This is a genomic window from Caulobacter sp. RHG1, from assembly GCF_013181195.1.
Lineage (GTDB): Bacteria > Pseudomonadota > Alphaproteobacteria > Caulobacterales > Caulobacteraceae > Caulobacter.
Window position 1 is genome coordinate 203,330 of sequence record NZ_SMZP01000003.1, and the last position, 14,892, is coordinate 218,221.

Sequence of the window (14,892 nt, forward strand, 5' to 3'; positions counted from 1 at the left end):
TTTCTCCGTCGGAACTGGGAAACAGCATCCGGCAGGTGGGGAAATTCGAGGGTCATCTGGTGGACGGGGGATCGTATCCCGGGCTGCTCGCGCCCGATGTCAGAGCGCCGCTTCCCAAGGTCGCGCTGGACTTGCGAAAGCGCGCGCTCGACATCGCCGCCTCGGCCCTTCTGCTCGCCTTGTTCGCGCCACTGCTGCTGCTGGCGGCGCTGCTGATCAAGCTGGAGTCGCCGGGCCCGGCCCTCTTCCGTCAAATGCGCGGCGGCCTGGGCGGCGGGCGCTTCCAGATCCTGAAGCTGCGGACCATGCACTGCCGCGAGGACGGCCCGGAGTTGACCCAGGCTCGGCGCGGCGACGCACGGGTGACGCGGATCGGCCGGCTTCTGCGCGCCACCAGCATCGATGAGCTGCCGCAACTGCTGAACGTGCTGCGCGGCGACATGTCGATGATCGGACCCCGACCGCACGCCGCCGCCCACGACGACTATTACGGCGCGCAGATTCCCGAGTACTACGCGCGCTATCAGACGCGACCGGGGTTGACGGGCTGGGCCCAGGTCAAGGGGCTGCGCGGCGGCACCCAGACGGTCGAGGCCATGCGCCGGCGGGTCGAGGCCGATATCGACTACATCCAGACCTGGTCGATTCTGAAGGACGCCAAGATCGTTCTCCTGACCATTCCCAGCCTGTTGGTGGCGGAGAACGCCTATTGAGCTGGCGCCAGGGCCGCCTTGGCGGCGCGTTCGCCCACGATCAGGAAGGCCAGGCCGATGCGGCCCGAGCGGTTCTGGATACTGTTGGCCAAGGCGGTAAGACGGCGCTCGCCATTGGGACGGCCGTACTCGACACGCGCCTGGTACATCACCTGATCGCGTCCGGCCTGGCTGAGCGACGGCCAGTTCTCATAGGCCAGTCGAGTGCGGGCCACGAACAGGCTGGTCTGTAGCGGCGCCACCGACAGCGAATGCTCCAGAGCCAAACTGGCGGCGTCGACGTCGCCACGCTGGAACTCAACTGCGGCCAGCCGTAGCCAGGCGCCGCCGTTACCGGGACGCAAGGCTGTCTCGCGCTTGCTGAGACCCAGCAGATGATCCAGCGCCTTACGGTCGGCGGTCTTGCTGGCCAAACCCGCTTCGATTCGGGTGGCCAGGACCTCGCCCGAGGCGGTCGGCAGGGCCGACAGATCGCCGCCGAAGCGCGACGCCGCCAGCGGCGCGGCGAACAGGGCGGCAACCACCAGCACCGCGCCAGCAAAGGCCGGCATCCCCCAGCTCGCGGGCTTGTTCGCCCGACGCGACGGCGCCACGGCGGTCATAGCGCCCAGGCCCAGGGCGAACAGCGCCTGCAGCGCCGGCACCTGGACGGCGAAGTCCGAAAGACCATGCAGCAGCACCACCAGCGCCGCGGCGATGGTCGCGCGGGCCATGGCCCCGGCCGTGCCCGGCTTGACGCCCTCGACCGCCACCCGCCAAAGGGCGGTCAACAGCCAGGCCGCCATGAACAGGGCGCCGACGATACCGCCCTCCTCCAGCCACTGCAGATAGAGGTTGTGGGTGGCGCGGACGTCGAACAACACCCGCAGGTTCTCGGTCGTGACGATCATCTGGTTGACGACCGGGAACGAGCCCAGGCCAAAGCCGAACCAGGGCGAAGCCTGGAAGGCCTGCCAGTGAGCCCCGAAGATCTGCTGGCGCACTGCGACATCGTTCTCGAGATTCTCGAGGCGAGCGGCGGTCAGCTCGGCGCTGCGCATCGCCACGCCGATCACCACCAACAGGGCGGCCGCGCCGCCGACGATGGCGATGGCGCGGATCTTTCTCCCTTGGGCCAACACCTGCCAGGTCAGCAGGACGGCCAGACCGACCACGGTCGAGAACACGCCCGCCCGCGAAGCGGTCAGGGCCAGGGCGACGGCGAAGACGGCCGCCACGCCCAGGCTGAGACTGGCGTCCAGGCCCAGCCGCTCCAAGCGGAACGAGCCGCCGGCGCGCTGCAGGGCCTGGGAGAAGAACATCACCGAGAACACGACGCCGACGCCCATCAGGGTGGCGGCGCTATTGGGGCTAAGCAGGGTGGCGACCAGCCGCGCCTTGGGCCGGAAACTGACGTGATTGATGATGGCCAAGGCGGCGAAGACGCCCAAGGCCAGCACCAGCCACCAGACCAGGGCCCGTCGCCGGGTCTCCGAAGCGCCGATGATGCGGGCCGCCAGGAACAGGCAACCCAGGCCTAACAGGCGCACGACATTGAGGATCAGGGTCGAACGATCAACGGTGATCGCGCCTGCCCCTTCGCCGAGATACGCCCAGACGGGATGCGCGCCGCCCGGCCCGAACGGGGTCAGAGACCAGCAGGTGGCGATGATCAGGGCTGCGAACATCAGGCCGGGCCAGGGCGCAAGCAATGCGTTCGGGATCTTGCGGGCCCAGGCGCAGCTGGCCAGCAGGCCGACCAGGAAGAGGGCGTGAAGGGCGGCGAACACCGAGGCGACCGCCACGTCGCTGGCCCCGAACGCGGCGACTTCAGCGACCATCAACGCAACGAGGGCGCCGATCGCGGCGCCCTCAGAAGCTTGTAGTTTTCGACTTCTGGATGCTCCGGGCGACGGCGCGCCCTCGCCCGTTCGCGTCCTAGTCCGCATAGTACTTTCGATAGTTGGCGTAGTAATAATAGGAGTCGCCGTAGCCGTAGCGGGACTGGGCCTTCAGATCCATCTGCGTCAGGGCCACGCCGGCGATGAACGCCTGAGTGCCTTGCAGTAGAGCCAAGGCCGACTGCACGGCCTTGATCGGCGTCTTCTTCCAGCGAACCAGCATCACCACGGCGTCGGCATGCGGCGCCAGGATCCGCGTGTCGGCGATGGCCAGCAGCGGGGCGGTGTCCAGCAGCACGATCTCGTAGCGACTACGCAGCTCCTGCAGCAGGCGGTGCATGGCCGCCGACCCCAGAACGTCCCGCGGCGTATAGGCCGACTTGGCCAACGGCAGGATCTGGCAGCCGCTTTCGTCGGTGATCAGCGCCTGATCCAGGGTGGCGACGCCGTTCAGGACTTCCAGCAGACCAACCTGGGCCGGCTCCTTGAGGAACTGACTGATGGCGCTCTGACGCAGATCGCAGTCGACCACGATGACCTTGGCGCCCGAAGTCGCCAGGGTGCGGGCCAGCGAGAAGGTGGTGGTGGTCTTGCCTTCGCCCGGCAGCGACGAGGTCACGGCGATGACCTTCACCGTCTGGCCGACCTTGGAGAACAGGATCGACGCACGCAGCTTGCGCAGGCTTTCCGCGAAGCTGGAGAGCGGCTTGGCCAGCAGATAGTCCGGCGGCGTCAGGCCCTTCAGGGTCTTGGCGTCGTCGACCGTGGTGCCGAGGCTCGGCACCGCGCCCAGATAGGGCAGGCCCAGACGGCGCTCGACTTCGTCCTCGGTGAACAGGCCCGCCATCAGGATCTCGGCCAGCACGATCGCCGCCACGCCCGCGCCCAGCGCCAGAACCAGACCCAGGGCCAGGTTCAGCGACGGCTTGGGATAGCTGGGATTGGTCGGGATCTTGGCCGGCGACACCACGCGGGCGTCGGCCTGTTCGATGCCGTCCTGGGCCGTGGTCTGCTTGAAGCGGGCCAACAGGCTTTCGTACAGCGTCTTGACCGACTCCGCCTTGCGCTCCAGTTCGGCCAGGCCGATCGCGGCGCGGTTGTTGCCGGCCAGCGTGCCCTTCGACTGCGAAACGCTGCCGGCGACGGAGCCGGTGCGCTGGCGGGCGACTTGGGCCTGAGCTTCCAGGTTAGAGATGATCCGGCGGATTTCGGCCTGGATCTGCACGTCGATGTCGGCCAGCTCGCGCTTGGCCTTCAGCAGGTCAGGGTGGCGGTCGCCGTAGCGGCCACCCAGATCGGCGACCTGGGCGCTCTTCTCCGAACGCTGCTTGCGCAGTTGCTGGACGACCGGCGAATTCAGCGACTCGCCGACATCTTCACCCGTGCTGCCGCGCGCCAGCTGCTGACGAGCGATCGAAAGGCGGGCGTCGGTCTCGGCCTGCGACGCGCGGCTGAGGGCCAGTTGCTGGTTGAGGCCGGAAATCTCCTGCTCGGTCAGGGTCGCGCCCTGAGCGCTGAGCAGGTTGTTGGCGATCTTGTATTGTTGAACCGCAGCGTCAGCCTGCTGGACCTGGCCCCGAAGCTCGGCGACGCGCGTGTCCAGCCATTCGTTGGCCTTGGCCGTGGCGTCGAACTTCGCTTCCAGCTGTTCGGTCAGGTACAGATTGGCGAAGGCGTTGGCCAGATCGGCCGCGCGCTTCGGGTCGGTGTGGGTGTACTCGATCGAGATCAGGTAGGTCAGACCCGCGCGGCGGACCTTGAGGCCGCTCAGTACGTTGTCGACGATCTGTTCGCTCTGGCGCTGAAGCTCGATCGGATCCTTGGTGGCCGTCGGCGCAGCCGCTTTCTTCAGCGACGAGAGCCACGCGGCCGCGCCCTTGGCGTTGGGCAGGTAGGGATTGAAGTACGGATCGTCTTCGAGCTTCAGATCCTTGACGACGCGCCCAGCCAGAGAGCGCGACTTGAGCACCTCGACCTCGGTGTCGACGACGGACGAATCCGCCGGCAGGCCCGAGAGCACCGCGCTCATGTCGGTGACCTGTTCCTTGCGGACATCCAGCATCACCTGGGCCATCGCGGTGAACTTGGGCGTCTGCTGCAGGGTGAACAACACCACCGCCGCGAACACCACCACGGCCACGGCCGCGAACAGTCGGAAGCGCCGCCTGAACGTCGCGATCGCGATGTTCAGGTCAAAAGATAACGCTCCGGTGTCTTTCACCGGAGCGTTCGAAGTTTCAAAGCCAGAGCCGTCCATAGGTACTCTCAGTATTCGGCAAACCTTGCCGTTTCGTGGACGTGCTTAGAACTGCAGGGCGACCGAAGCGGTGATCTTGTTCACCGAGAACGAGGCGCCACGCTGGACAGGGTTACCCTGCGATTCTTGCTTCAGATAGTTGTAGGTCAGGAACAGACCCACGCGACGGTTCACCAGATAGGTGGCGGTCGCCGAGACGTTGGTCCGCTTGTCGTCGCGGTCGATCTGCTCATAGGCGTCCTTGCCGTAGCTGGCGTTGGCCGACAGCAGGACGTTGCGCAGCAGCTCGTGATCGATCGAGGCGCCGATATTGTTCGAGATGAAGCCCGGCGAGAGCGGCGCAACCGATTCTTCGATCGTCCGCGAACCATTCAGACCAATCGTGGTCAGCTGGGTCGGGAACCACTCGAGGCGGCCAACGGCGTTGAAGCCGTCGATGGCCTTGAAGGCGGCCTGATCATAGGACTGCTTCATGTAGCCGACCTGCAGGTCGCCGCGCATGACTTCCGACAGGTCGAAGTTGGCGCCGACGCCGACGACATAGCCGTCCGAGCTGCGATCGAACGCCGGAGCGTTGGTGTCGTACGACTTCTTGTTGCCGGTCGCGATGGCGTAGAGCGCCGTATCGGGGCTCAGCGCGTACTCGGCCTTACCGCCGTACGAGAACTCGTTGCGATCCCGGTTGTTCTGATTGAACAGCGGGCTGCCTTGGTCTTCGTAGTTGAAGTCCTTGTCGTCCAGGCGACCGGTGAGGCGCAGACGGTTGAATTCCTTCACCAGAGCCACGCTGCCGGTGACCAGGTTGTACTGCACGGGCTTGGGCGTCGCGCCGGCCGGCGAACCGGCGGTGATCGACGTCCGCGGTTCGATCAGCTGTTGAGCCTGGATCGAGCCGGTGATGTTCGAGCCGCGCGCGATGTCGACGCGACCGTTGGCGGCCAGCGTGAACTCTTCGGCGTCTTCCGAACCGTTGTCCGAGTAGCGGATCACGTTACCGCCGGCGAAGAAGCCCAGAGCGTGGCGCGACCAGTCCGAACGCACAGCCAATTCCGGCTTCACGCGCCAGATGGTGTCGTCGGTTTCACCCGACGCCACGGCGTAGATGTTGTCGTTGTGCTCGAGATCCACGGTCACGCGCGGATAGACAGTGAAGCCGCCGGTCTTTTGGCCGGTCGCCTCGTAATCGGGGCGCGGGCGCTGACGGACGCTGACGTTCTTGTCGCGCTTGAAGTTCGAGCCGAGATCCTGCGCCTGGGCGATTTGCGGCGCAGTGAAGGCGATGCAGGCCGCGATGGCCGAGCACGTTAGGAGTCGCATTGAAGTATCCCCACCAGGAAGAGACGGCCGGCGCGCGTCGTGACGCTCCGGTCCGCCTCGAGACTGTTAGCTAATTAGTTGCCGCAGTAAGCGGCGACCACGCCGGCGCACGGATCGTAAGGCGCGGGCGCGACCGTCGTCGTACCGCCGCCAGCGCCAGCGCCAGCTTCACCGCCGGCCGGGGCCGTCGAGGCGGCGCCTTGCAGGCTGACCAGCACGCTGGGCGCGCCGGCGTCGGTGGTCGAAGCCGTCTGGGTGACAGTGGCCGCTTGGCCGGTGGCGGCCAGCTGCGCCTGCACGGCCGGAGCCTGAGCCACTTGCTGGGCCATTTCCGGAGCCACCTGGGCGGTGACCTGGATGGCCACGCCGGCGCTGACCGTGCCAGCGGCGACCGCTTGCACCAGTGCGGCGGCGATGACTTCCGACGAGGCGCCGGTGCCGGCCAGGGCGCCAGCGATGGCGGCCTGGATGGCGGCGGCCTTCGCCTGGGCGCTCAGGCGGGCGAAGCCCGGCTGGGCGGCGGCCGAACGAGCGGCGGTCTGGATCGTGGTCTGCAGCGACGCTGCGGTCGCGACGGTTTGAGCCAGAACGTGGCCAGCGCTCATCGGCGCGAGCGCGACGGCCAGGCTGACGGCGATAGCGCGGATGTGACGAGAAGCCATGACTGCTCCCTCCAATTGAACGACGTCCCTTTAGGACAACGTAAACGAATGCTCTAGCCCGGTTTACGCTTTTTCGTAGATTTCTGAGCTGAACCGTACCCAGAAGAACACACTAGCCTGCGGCAACCGCCCGCTAGAGCACGTAAACAGAGTTAATAGACTAGGATTGTGACGCGGGGGCCGCCGTGCCTGGAAAACTGGAACTTTTAATCGGCGGCTCAGTTAGCCCTAAAAAACCACGGTGAACGCGTTATGGCAACGGCGTTCGCTCAGATTCTATAGTAAATGCCGCAAATCCGATCGCTTTCGCCCAACACGCGATCACTCAGTTCGAATTAACCGCAACAGATCTGGTTAAGATCAGGCCGCAGATACGGCCAAAGCCTGAACTTCCCGGCGCTGGACAAGACAACCGTACCAACCCAGCCCGCCATAGGTCTCGTAACCGGGCGTTAGAGCATAGCCCACAGTCACATCGCCGTCGGCGTAACTACCCATCGGCCCCGCCGAAGTATCCAGGGGGAAAATCTCGCTCAGAACGCCTCGATGATCTGAAGCGGCCAGGACCCGGCCTTTTTGATCCAGCAGCATCACGCGCGAGCGTTCGCGCTCCTCACTGGTGAGGCGGACGCCGTCCACCACGGCCTGGGCTTGGGGACGCCAGTCGAAGTGCACGCCCAGCACGCCCAACACCCGGCCCTTGGCCTGGCCGCCTTCGCGAATGGCCGTGGCGTAGGTCGCGACCGGCGCGCCGCCCAGCAGGCGATTGGTCTCGATATCGCAGGCCACGAAGTCATCGCCCGTCTGAGTGCGCAGGCCATCCTGGAACCAGCGCGCGTCGGCGACCGACTGGCCCACGACACCGGCGTAGCGGTCCGGCCGGCCATTGGCGACCACGCGCCCCCGCGCGTCGCAGATCCACAGGTCCAGATAGACAGTATAGGCATCCAGAATGACGCCCAGCCGCTCGCTGGCGTAGCCGCGAGCGCCGCCGTCTGCATCCCCCAGACAGGCGACCACCGCGGAGTCCGTCGCCCACCAGCGAACGTCGCAGGTGCGCTCATAGAGGTTGCGGTCGACGATCTCGATGGCGTTCAGGGCCAGGTCCGCCAGGCGCTGGCCGCGCATATGGCCGAGAATCGCCCCGCCGATCGCCGACAGTTCGTCGAGGTCTGCGCGAACCTGGCTTTCCAGCGCGCCAGCCACGACGTCGATCTCGGTCGAGATCTTCTTGAATTCCTCGGCGACGATGGCGAAGCCCTTGCCGGCCTCCCCCGCACGCGCGGCGACGATCAGGGCGTTGATCGCCAGCATCTTGGCGGCGCGATTGACCCGCGCGATCTCGCCGATCTTCGCGCCCGCCACGCTGGAGAGGCGCTCGGAAAGATCCAGTATGCGTTCCGGACGAAGACTGGCGTCCTGTTCCATTGAAGGCGCGCCCCCACGCGAACTTTCGGGCGAATCGGCCCGATCGACGCAAGATGACGCCCTCGTCATCACCGCGCGATGACACCGAGAGCCACACCGAAAACGCGAACACGTTTAGCAAACGAAAAACGCCGGACGCCCGCAAAACGGGCGCCCGGCGCTCAGGAAACAATCGTTTGTAGGGCCTTACTACACCTAGACGTCGACCTCGGCGTCCAGAGCGTTCTCCTGGATGAACTCGCGGCGGGGCTCGACCAGGTCGCCCATCAGACGGCTGAACATGTCGTCGGCGTCGTCGGCGTGGTTGACCCGCACCTGCAACAGGGTGCGGGCCTCGACGTCCAGCGTCGTTTCCCACAGCTGGTCGGGGTTCATCTCGCCCAGACCCTTGTAGCGCTGGATGGTCAGGCCCTTGCGGCCGGCGTCCAGCACCGCATTGACCAGGTCGAGCGGACCACGGACGGTCGTCGACTTGTCCTTACGGCGGAACACGGCTCTCCCCGAGAAGATCTCGGCCAGCTTGACGGCGCGTTCGGCCAGGCGGCGGGCGTCGGCGGCGTGGAGCAGCACGTCGTCCAGCACCACGCGCTCGGACACGCCGCGACGCACGCGGCTGAACACGAAGCCCGTATCGGCGCGCTCGCCCGACCAGGGACCATCGCCCTCTTCGGCGTAGAGATCCAGGCGCGTGGCGGCGGCCGCGGCGTCAGGGGTCTCACCCAGCAGGCCAGCCAGGGCCGCCTGCTCGATGGCCGAGGCCGGGGCGCGCGCCGCCAGGCGGTCGATATTGCCCTTGGCCGAACGGCAGCTCTGCACCAGGGCCAGCAGGTCCTGGCCGGTCATGCGCTCGCCCGAGGCCAGGTCCAGCTCGGCCCCGTCGACGCCTTCGTCGACCAGGAACGCGTCCATCTCGCTGTCGTCCTTCAGATAGCGAGAGGACTTGCCCTTGGCGGCTTTGTAGAGCGGCGGCTGAGCGATGTAGATGTAGCCGCGCTCGATCAGCTGCGGCATCTGCCGGTAGAAGAAGGTCAGCAACAGGGTGCGGATGTGGGCGCCGTCGACGTCGGCGTCGGTCATCAGCACGATCTTGTGGTAGCGCACCTTGTCCGGATTAAAGTCGTCTCGGCCGATGCCAGCGCCCAGGGCCGTGATCAGCGTGCCGATCTGGTCGGACGACAGCATCTTGTCGAAGCGCGCCCGCTCGACGTTCAGGATCTTGCCGCGCAGGGGCAGGACAGCCTGATTGTCGCGATTGCGGGCCTGCTTGGCCGAGCCGCCGGCCGAGTCACCCTCGACGATGAAGATTTCGGACTTGGCCGGATCGCGCTCGGAGCAGTCGGCCAGCTTGCCGGGCAGCGAGGTGATGTCGAGCGCGCTCTTGCGGCGGGTCAGCTCGCGCGCCTTGCGGGCGGCTTCGCGGGCCGCGGCGGCCTCGGCGATCTTGCTGACGATCTGCTTGGCCTCGTTCGGATGCTCTTCGAACCAGGTCGCCAGGCCTTCCGAGACGAGATTCTCCACGGCGGGACGCACTTCGGACGAGACCAGCTTGTCCTTGGTCTGCGAGCTGAACTTGGGGTCGGGCACCTTGACCGAGAGCACGCAGGTCAGGCCTTCGCGGGCGTCTTCGCCGCCCAGATTGACCTTTTCCTTCTTCATGATGCCGGAGCTCTCGGCATAGCCGGTGATGATCCGGGTCAGGGCCGCGCGGAAGGCCGACAAGTGCGTGCCGCCATCCCGCTGCGGGATGTTGTTGGTGAAGCACAGCATCTGCTCGTGGTAGCTGTCGTTCCACCACATCGCCAGGTCGATCTCGACCTTGTCCTTGACGCCGCGCACCGCGATCGGGGCCTTCAGCAGCGGGGTCTTGGCCTTGTCCAGGTGGCGGACGAACGCCTCGATGCCGCCCTCGTAGAACAGCTTTTCTTCCCACGGCTCGGCGTCGCGCAGATCGCGGAAATAGATCGTCACGCCCGAGTTCAGGAACGCCAGCTCGCGCAGGCGGTGCTCCAGGGTCTTCCGGTCGAATTCGATGAACGCGAAGGTGTCGCGCGACGGGAAGAAGGTCACTTCCGTGCCCGACAGCGTCTCGCCAGCCTTGGGCCCATCCTCGCGCACCGGCGAGTCGCCCGTGACCGCCAGCGAGGTCACCGCATCGCCGCGCTCGAAGCGCATCTGGTGGACCTTGCCATTGCGGTGGATCAGCAGCTCCAGCCAGTCCGACAGCGCGTTGACGACCGAGACGCCGACGCCGTGCAGGCCGCCCGAGACCTTGTAGCTGTTCTGGTCGAACTTACCGCCGGCGTGCAGCTGGGTCATGATGACCTCGGCCGCCGAGACGCCTTCGCCCTCGTGCATGTCGACGGGGATGCCGCGGCCGTCGTCGGTGACCGTCACCGAGCCGTCGGCGTTCAGGATCACCTGGACCTTGGTGGCGTGACCGGCCAGGGCCTCGTCGATGGCGTTGTCGACCACCTCGTAGACCATGTGGTGCAGACCCGAACCGTCGTCGGTGTCGCCGATGTACATGCCCGGGCGCTTGCGGACGGCGTCGAGGCCCTTCAGCACCTTGATCGAGTCCGCGCCGTACTGGGCGGCGGCTTCCTCGGTGGTCATTTCCGGGGCCAGTTCGGGAACTTGGTCTTCGGTGTTCTCGGTCATTCGTCTTCCAGAGTAGTCAGGCCGGCGTCGCACACGCGAACGCCTAGCGCCCGACCCTTGAGATGGTCGAACAGCGACTCGTCCGTGCCGGTGAGGAAGGCCTGGAGCTTGAGCGCCGTCAGTTCGTCGGCCAGCGCGGCTCGACGAGTCAGGTCGAGATGCGCGGCGACTTCGTCCAGTAGTATTACAGGATTCGGCGCAGATTCCGCACGCGAAAGTCGCGCCGCTTGGGCCAGAACGAGGTTCAGAATCAGGGCTTTCTGCTCTCCGGTCGAGCATTCCGCCGCCGGACGGTCCTTCTCGACGTGGAAGATGGCCAGATCGCCGCGATGCGGACCGGTCAGAGCCCGCCCGGCAGCCCCGTCACGGGCCCGCGCAACGGTGAGCGCAGCGGCTAAGCGTTCCTCGATCTCGGCGAACGGGACCCCTTCCAAAGCAAGCTTTTCCCACTCCCCGGTCAGAGCCAGGCGCGCTTGCGGGAACGGCCGATCGCCGCGACCGTCGATCTCGGCCTGCAAGGCTTGCAGCGTGCGGGCGCGGGCCTGGGACATCAGGGCGCCGGCTTCGGCGAGCCGGGCTTCCAGGGCATTGAGCCAGGTCGCGTCTGGCGCGGCCCCGACATCGGCCGCATCGGTCAGCAGGCGCATGCGCTCGCGCTGGGCCTTGTCATAGGCGTTGGCGTTGGCGGCGTGGGCCGGCTCGCCGGCGAAGACCAGGCGGTCGAAGAACCGGCGACGCTCGGAGGCCGCCTCCAAGAACAGGCGGTCCTGGGCCGGCGTCAGCCAGATTGGCCGGACATGGTCGGCCAGGCGGCCCGGCGGAACGGTCTCGCCCTCGAGGCGGACGGTGCGGCGCGAGGCTCCGCCCTGCTCCACGCCGGTGCCGATGCGGATCGGCGCGTCCTCACCGTTCTCGACCTCGGCGGCGACAGCCCACGCCCGGCCGACGGCCTCGCCCGGCAGGCGGCGGCCGACCTCGGCCATGCTGGAGCCGCGCAGGCCCTTGCCCGGGGTCAGCAGGCTGATCGCTTCGAGAAGATTGGTCTTGCCCGCGCCATTGGCGCCGAACAGGTAGACGCTGCGCCCCCCGGTTTCGAGGCGCGCGCGCTCGTAGGAGCGGAAGTCCGTCAGGGTCAGGGAAAGCAGTGCGGCCGACGCCATGGCGCGTTCTTAAGCGGTGTCGCCGGCCGAAGCTACAGACCGAAGGTCACCCCATCTTGTAGCCGCAGAGCTTGTTGCCATCGAGGTCGCGGAAATAGGCGAAATAGACCTTGGGCATCCGCGCGCCCGGCGCGCCTTCGTCCGAACCGCCCAACTCCAGGGCCTTGGCGTGGAAGGCGTCGACCTCCTCGACGGTGTCGAACGCAAAGCCGCCCATCATGCCGTTGCCGACGCAGGCCGGATTGCCGTCATAGGGACCCAGCACCCCGAACATGAAGCCGTCACCGCGATAGAGGCGGCCGCCCGAGGGGTGCTCGTACAGCGGCTTCATGCCGATCGAACCCAGCAGGCCGTCATAGAAGGCCTTGGCCTTCTCCAGGTCGTTCGAACCGACCGTCACGTAGTTGATCTTGGCCAAGGCCACCTCCCGTTTTTTTACGAAACGGACCTTAGCGGCCTTATGACGATTGGCAATAAGGCTCTAGCGCTGCAGCAAGCCGCGATAACCGTAGACCCAGGCGCCGACGTCCGCGAAGCGGTCGGTGACGATCGTGCAGGTCCGCACGCGGCCCGACTTGGCGGTGACGATCCATCCGGATCGCTCCAGAACCCGCAGGTGCTTCATGAACGACGGCAGGGCCATGGCGAACGGCGCAGCCAGTTCGCCGACGCTGGCCGGCCCCTCAGCCAGCCGGCTCAGAATGGCGCGGCGGGTCGGATCGGCCAGCGCTTGGAAGGTTTCGTCCAGGAATTCAGCGCTCTCAGCCATGCAGCTAAGTATGCCGAAAGCCAAGCTCCACGTCGACTACTTCGCTTCCGGCAGCCCCAGGACCTTCTGCAGGAACTGGGTCTCGACCTCGCGGCGGCGGTCGTTGTTGATCTTCTTGGCGAAGCCGTGGCCTTCGTCCTTGAACTGCACGTACCAGGTCTCGACGCCCTTCTCGCGCAGCTTGGCCACCACCTGGTCCGATTCCGACTTGGGCACGCGCGGATCGTTCCAGCCCTGCATGACCAGCATCGGCTTGGTGATCTTGCCGACATTGTTCATCGGCGAGATCGTCTCGAAGGCCTTCAGCATCTTCGGGTCGCGCTCGTCGCCATATTCGGCGCGGCGCAGATCGCGGCGATAGGCCTCGGTGTTCTGCAGGAACGAGACGAAGTTGCTGATGCCGTAGCGCTCGACGCCTCCGGCCAGGCGATCGGAATAGTGAGTCATGACGGCAAGCGACATGTAGCCGCCATAGGACTGGCCGTAGACCACGACACGGGCCGGATCGAGATCCGGCTGGGTCTTGATCCAGTCCAGAACTGCGCCGATGTCCTTGACCGAGTCCTCGCGCTTCTCGGCGTTGTCGAGGTTCAGGTAGGTCTTGCCGTAGCCCGAAGAGCCGCGGACGTTGGTGACGATCACCGCCGCGCCCAGCTCCCCGACGAAGTGCTGGTGGATCGGGCTGAACGTCGGCCGCGACTGGCCTTCCGGCCCGCCGTGGATGTCGATGATCACCGGCGCCCGCTGGCCAGCGGCGAGCTTGGGCTTGTAGAGGAAGGCGGGGATCGAGCGCTTGTCGAACGACGGGAAGCGGATCAGATCAGGTGTCGCCAGGACCTTGGCGTCCAGGCCGCCCAGCTCCGACGCGGTCCAGCGTTCCAGCTTGGCGTCGGTGACGCCCCAGCTCCACGCGTCGCTCGCCGAGGTCGGGGTCGCCAGCGAGAAACCCAGCTTCGAGGCGTCCGACGAGAACGCCAGGCCCGAGACCACGCCGGCCGGCAGCTCGGGCTGCGGCAGGGCGCGACGAGTGCGGAAGTCCCGCACGACCAGCTTCGAGTAGCCGTCTTCGTTGACAACATAGGCCAGGATGCGCCCGTCGGCGGACAGGGCGAAATCCTCGACATCCCAGGAAAGCTCACCCGAAAGGTTCACCTTCGCACCGCTGACCAGGTCGATCTGCACCAGGCGCTGAAAGTCAGAGCCCTCGTCCGACAGCAGCAGCACCGAACGGCCGTCCGGCGTGAAGCTGCCGCCGCTGTAGGCGATCTTGGCGGCCTTGGCCTTCTGCGGATTGAGCTCGGTCAGCTTGCCGCTGGCCACGTCAAGCAGCCAACGCTTGGATTCCGAAATCGAGAAGTAGCGGCCCAGCAGCACCGTCTTGCCGTCGGCCGACACCGCCAGCGGCGAGACCTGACCCTGACCCTTGTAGATAACCTTCGTCGCGCCCGCGGCGTCGCGCATCAGCACGTCGGAATCGCCCGAACCCTTGGTCGAGCGCGACCAGACGATCACCGAACCGTCCTTGGACCAGGCCGGCGAGCCGTTGCGCGTGCCCGTCTCGGTCAGCTGGACGGTCTTGCCGTCCTCGCCCAGCAGGAACAGCTGAAACCACTCGTCGCCGCCGGTGTCCTTGGAGAACAGGATCTGGCCGCCCGGCAGGGTGTGGGTGGCGCCGACCGGCTCGTCATAGAAGGTGATCTGGCTGCGATCGGCGCCGGGCGAGGCCACGGTGTGCAGCTGGTTGGTGTTGCCGAACCGCGTGGTGATCAGCATGCCGCCGTTGGGGAGCCAATCGTCGAAGTATGCCGAGCGAGCGTTCTGGTAGCGGGCCAGGCCTTCGCGGATCGCTAGCGCAGCGACCGGCACGTTCTCGAGGATCTGATTGCCCATCTCGCGGCGCTCGACCTGTTGCGCGGCGGCGGGAATGGCGACGGCGAGGGCCAGGACAGCGGCCGAGGCGGCAAGCAGCGTCTTCATGGAGCGTATCCCCAACAGCAGAACGGGCGCTCGAAGCGCCCGTTTGTTTCTTTCAAAGCCAAACTGCGGGA

The 14,892-nt window shown here is 66.5% G+C and carries 11 protein-coding genes; 1 reads left to right on the forward strand and 10 read right to left on the reverse strand.

Features of this window, described 5'->3' with window-relative positions:
- Window positions 1-59 precede the first annotated feature (59 nt).
- Window positions 60-713, forward strand: a complete 654-nt coding sequence (locus tag E1H18_RS08630; RefSeq protein WP_370526462.1) for a sugar transferase — start codon at window positions 60-62, stop codon at window positions 711-713.
- Here the strand turns inward: E1H18_RS08630 and E1H18_RS08635 are convergent.
- The 10 genes from E1H18_RS08635 to E1H18_RS08680 form a co-directional block, all read right to left on the reverse strand.
- Complete coding sequence (locus tag E1H18_RS08635; RefSeq protein ID WP_241735961.1) at window positions 707-2,533, reverse strand: O-antigen ligase; 1,827 nt, start codon at window positions 2,531-2,533, stop codon at window positions 707-709. The genes E1H18_RS08630 and E1H18_RS08635 overlap by 7 nt on opposite strands.
- A gap of 97 nt (window positions 2,534-2,630) precedes the next feature.
- On the reverse strand, window positions 2,631-4,850 hold the full coding sequence (locus tag E1H18_RS08640; protein WP_172266262.1) for a polysaccharide biosynthesis tyrosine autokinase: 2,220 nt from the start codon (window positions 4,848-4,850) through the stop codon (window positions 2,631-2,633).
- Between the two features lie 45 nt (window positions 4,851-4,895).
- Window positions 4,896-6,167 (reverse strand): outer membrane beta-barrel protein, encoded by a 1,272-nt coding sequence (locus E1H18_RS08645; protein ID WP_172266265.1) that lies wholly within the window; start codon window positions 6,165-6,167, stop codon window positions 4,896-4,898.
- A 74-nt stretch (window positions 6,168-6,241) separates the two neighbouring features.
- Window positions 6,242-6,829, reverse strand: a complete 588-nt coding sequence (locus tag E1H18_RS08650) for a hypothetical protein (RefSeq protein WP_172266268.1) — start codon at window positions 6,827-6,829, stop codon at window positions 6,242-6,244.
- A 360-nt stretch (window positions 6,830-7,189) separates the two neighbouring features.
- Entirely contained in the window at window positions 7,190-8,326 is a 1,137-nt protein-coding gene (locus E1H18_RS08655) for a cache domain-containing protein (RefSeq protein ID WP_172266271.1), read from the reverse strand.
- 126 nt (window positions 8,327-8,452) lie between these two features.
- Window positions 8,453-10,915, reverse strand: coding sequence for a DNA topoisomerase (ATP-hydrolyzing) subunit B (gene gyrB, locus E1H18_RS08660; protein ID WP_172266274.1), 2,463 nt, complete (start codon window positions 10,913-10,915; stop codon window positions 8,453-8,455).
- A complete protein-coding gene (recF, locus tag E1H18_RS08665; protein WP_172266277.1) occupies window positions 10,912-12,075 on the reverse strand; it encodes a DNA replication/repair protein RecF in 1,164 nt (387 codons plus the stop codon). The genes gyrB and recF overlap by 4 nt, the downstream gene beginning before the upstream one ends.
- A 46-nt stretch (window positions 12,076-12,121) precedes the next feature.
- Window positions 12,122-12,493: a VOC family protein gene (locus E1H18_RS08670; protein ID WP_172266279.1), complete on the reverse strand. Its 372-nt coding sequence runs from the start codon at window positions 12,491-12,493 to the stop codon at window positions 12,122-12,124.
- Window positions 12,494-12,556: 63 nt separating this feature from the next.
- The gene (locus E1H18_RS08675) at window positions 12,557-12,844 is read right to left on the reverse strand and encodes a helix-turn-helix transcriptional regulator (protein ID WP_172266282.1); all 288 of its coding nucleotides are present in this window, start codon (window positions 12,842-12,844) and stop codon (window positions 12,557-12,559) included.
- A 36-nt stretch (window positions 12,845-12,880) separates the two neighbouring features.
- Window positions 12,881-14,821 (reverse strand): S9 family peptidase, encoded by a 1,941-nt coding sequence (locus E1H18_RS08680; RefSeq protein WP_172266285.1) that lies wholly within the window; start codon window positions 14,819-14,821, stop codon window positions 12,881-12,883.
- Window positions 14,822-14,892 lie beyond the last annotated feature (71 nt).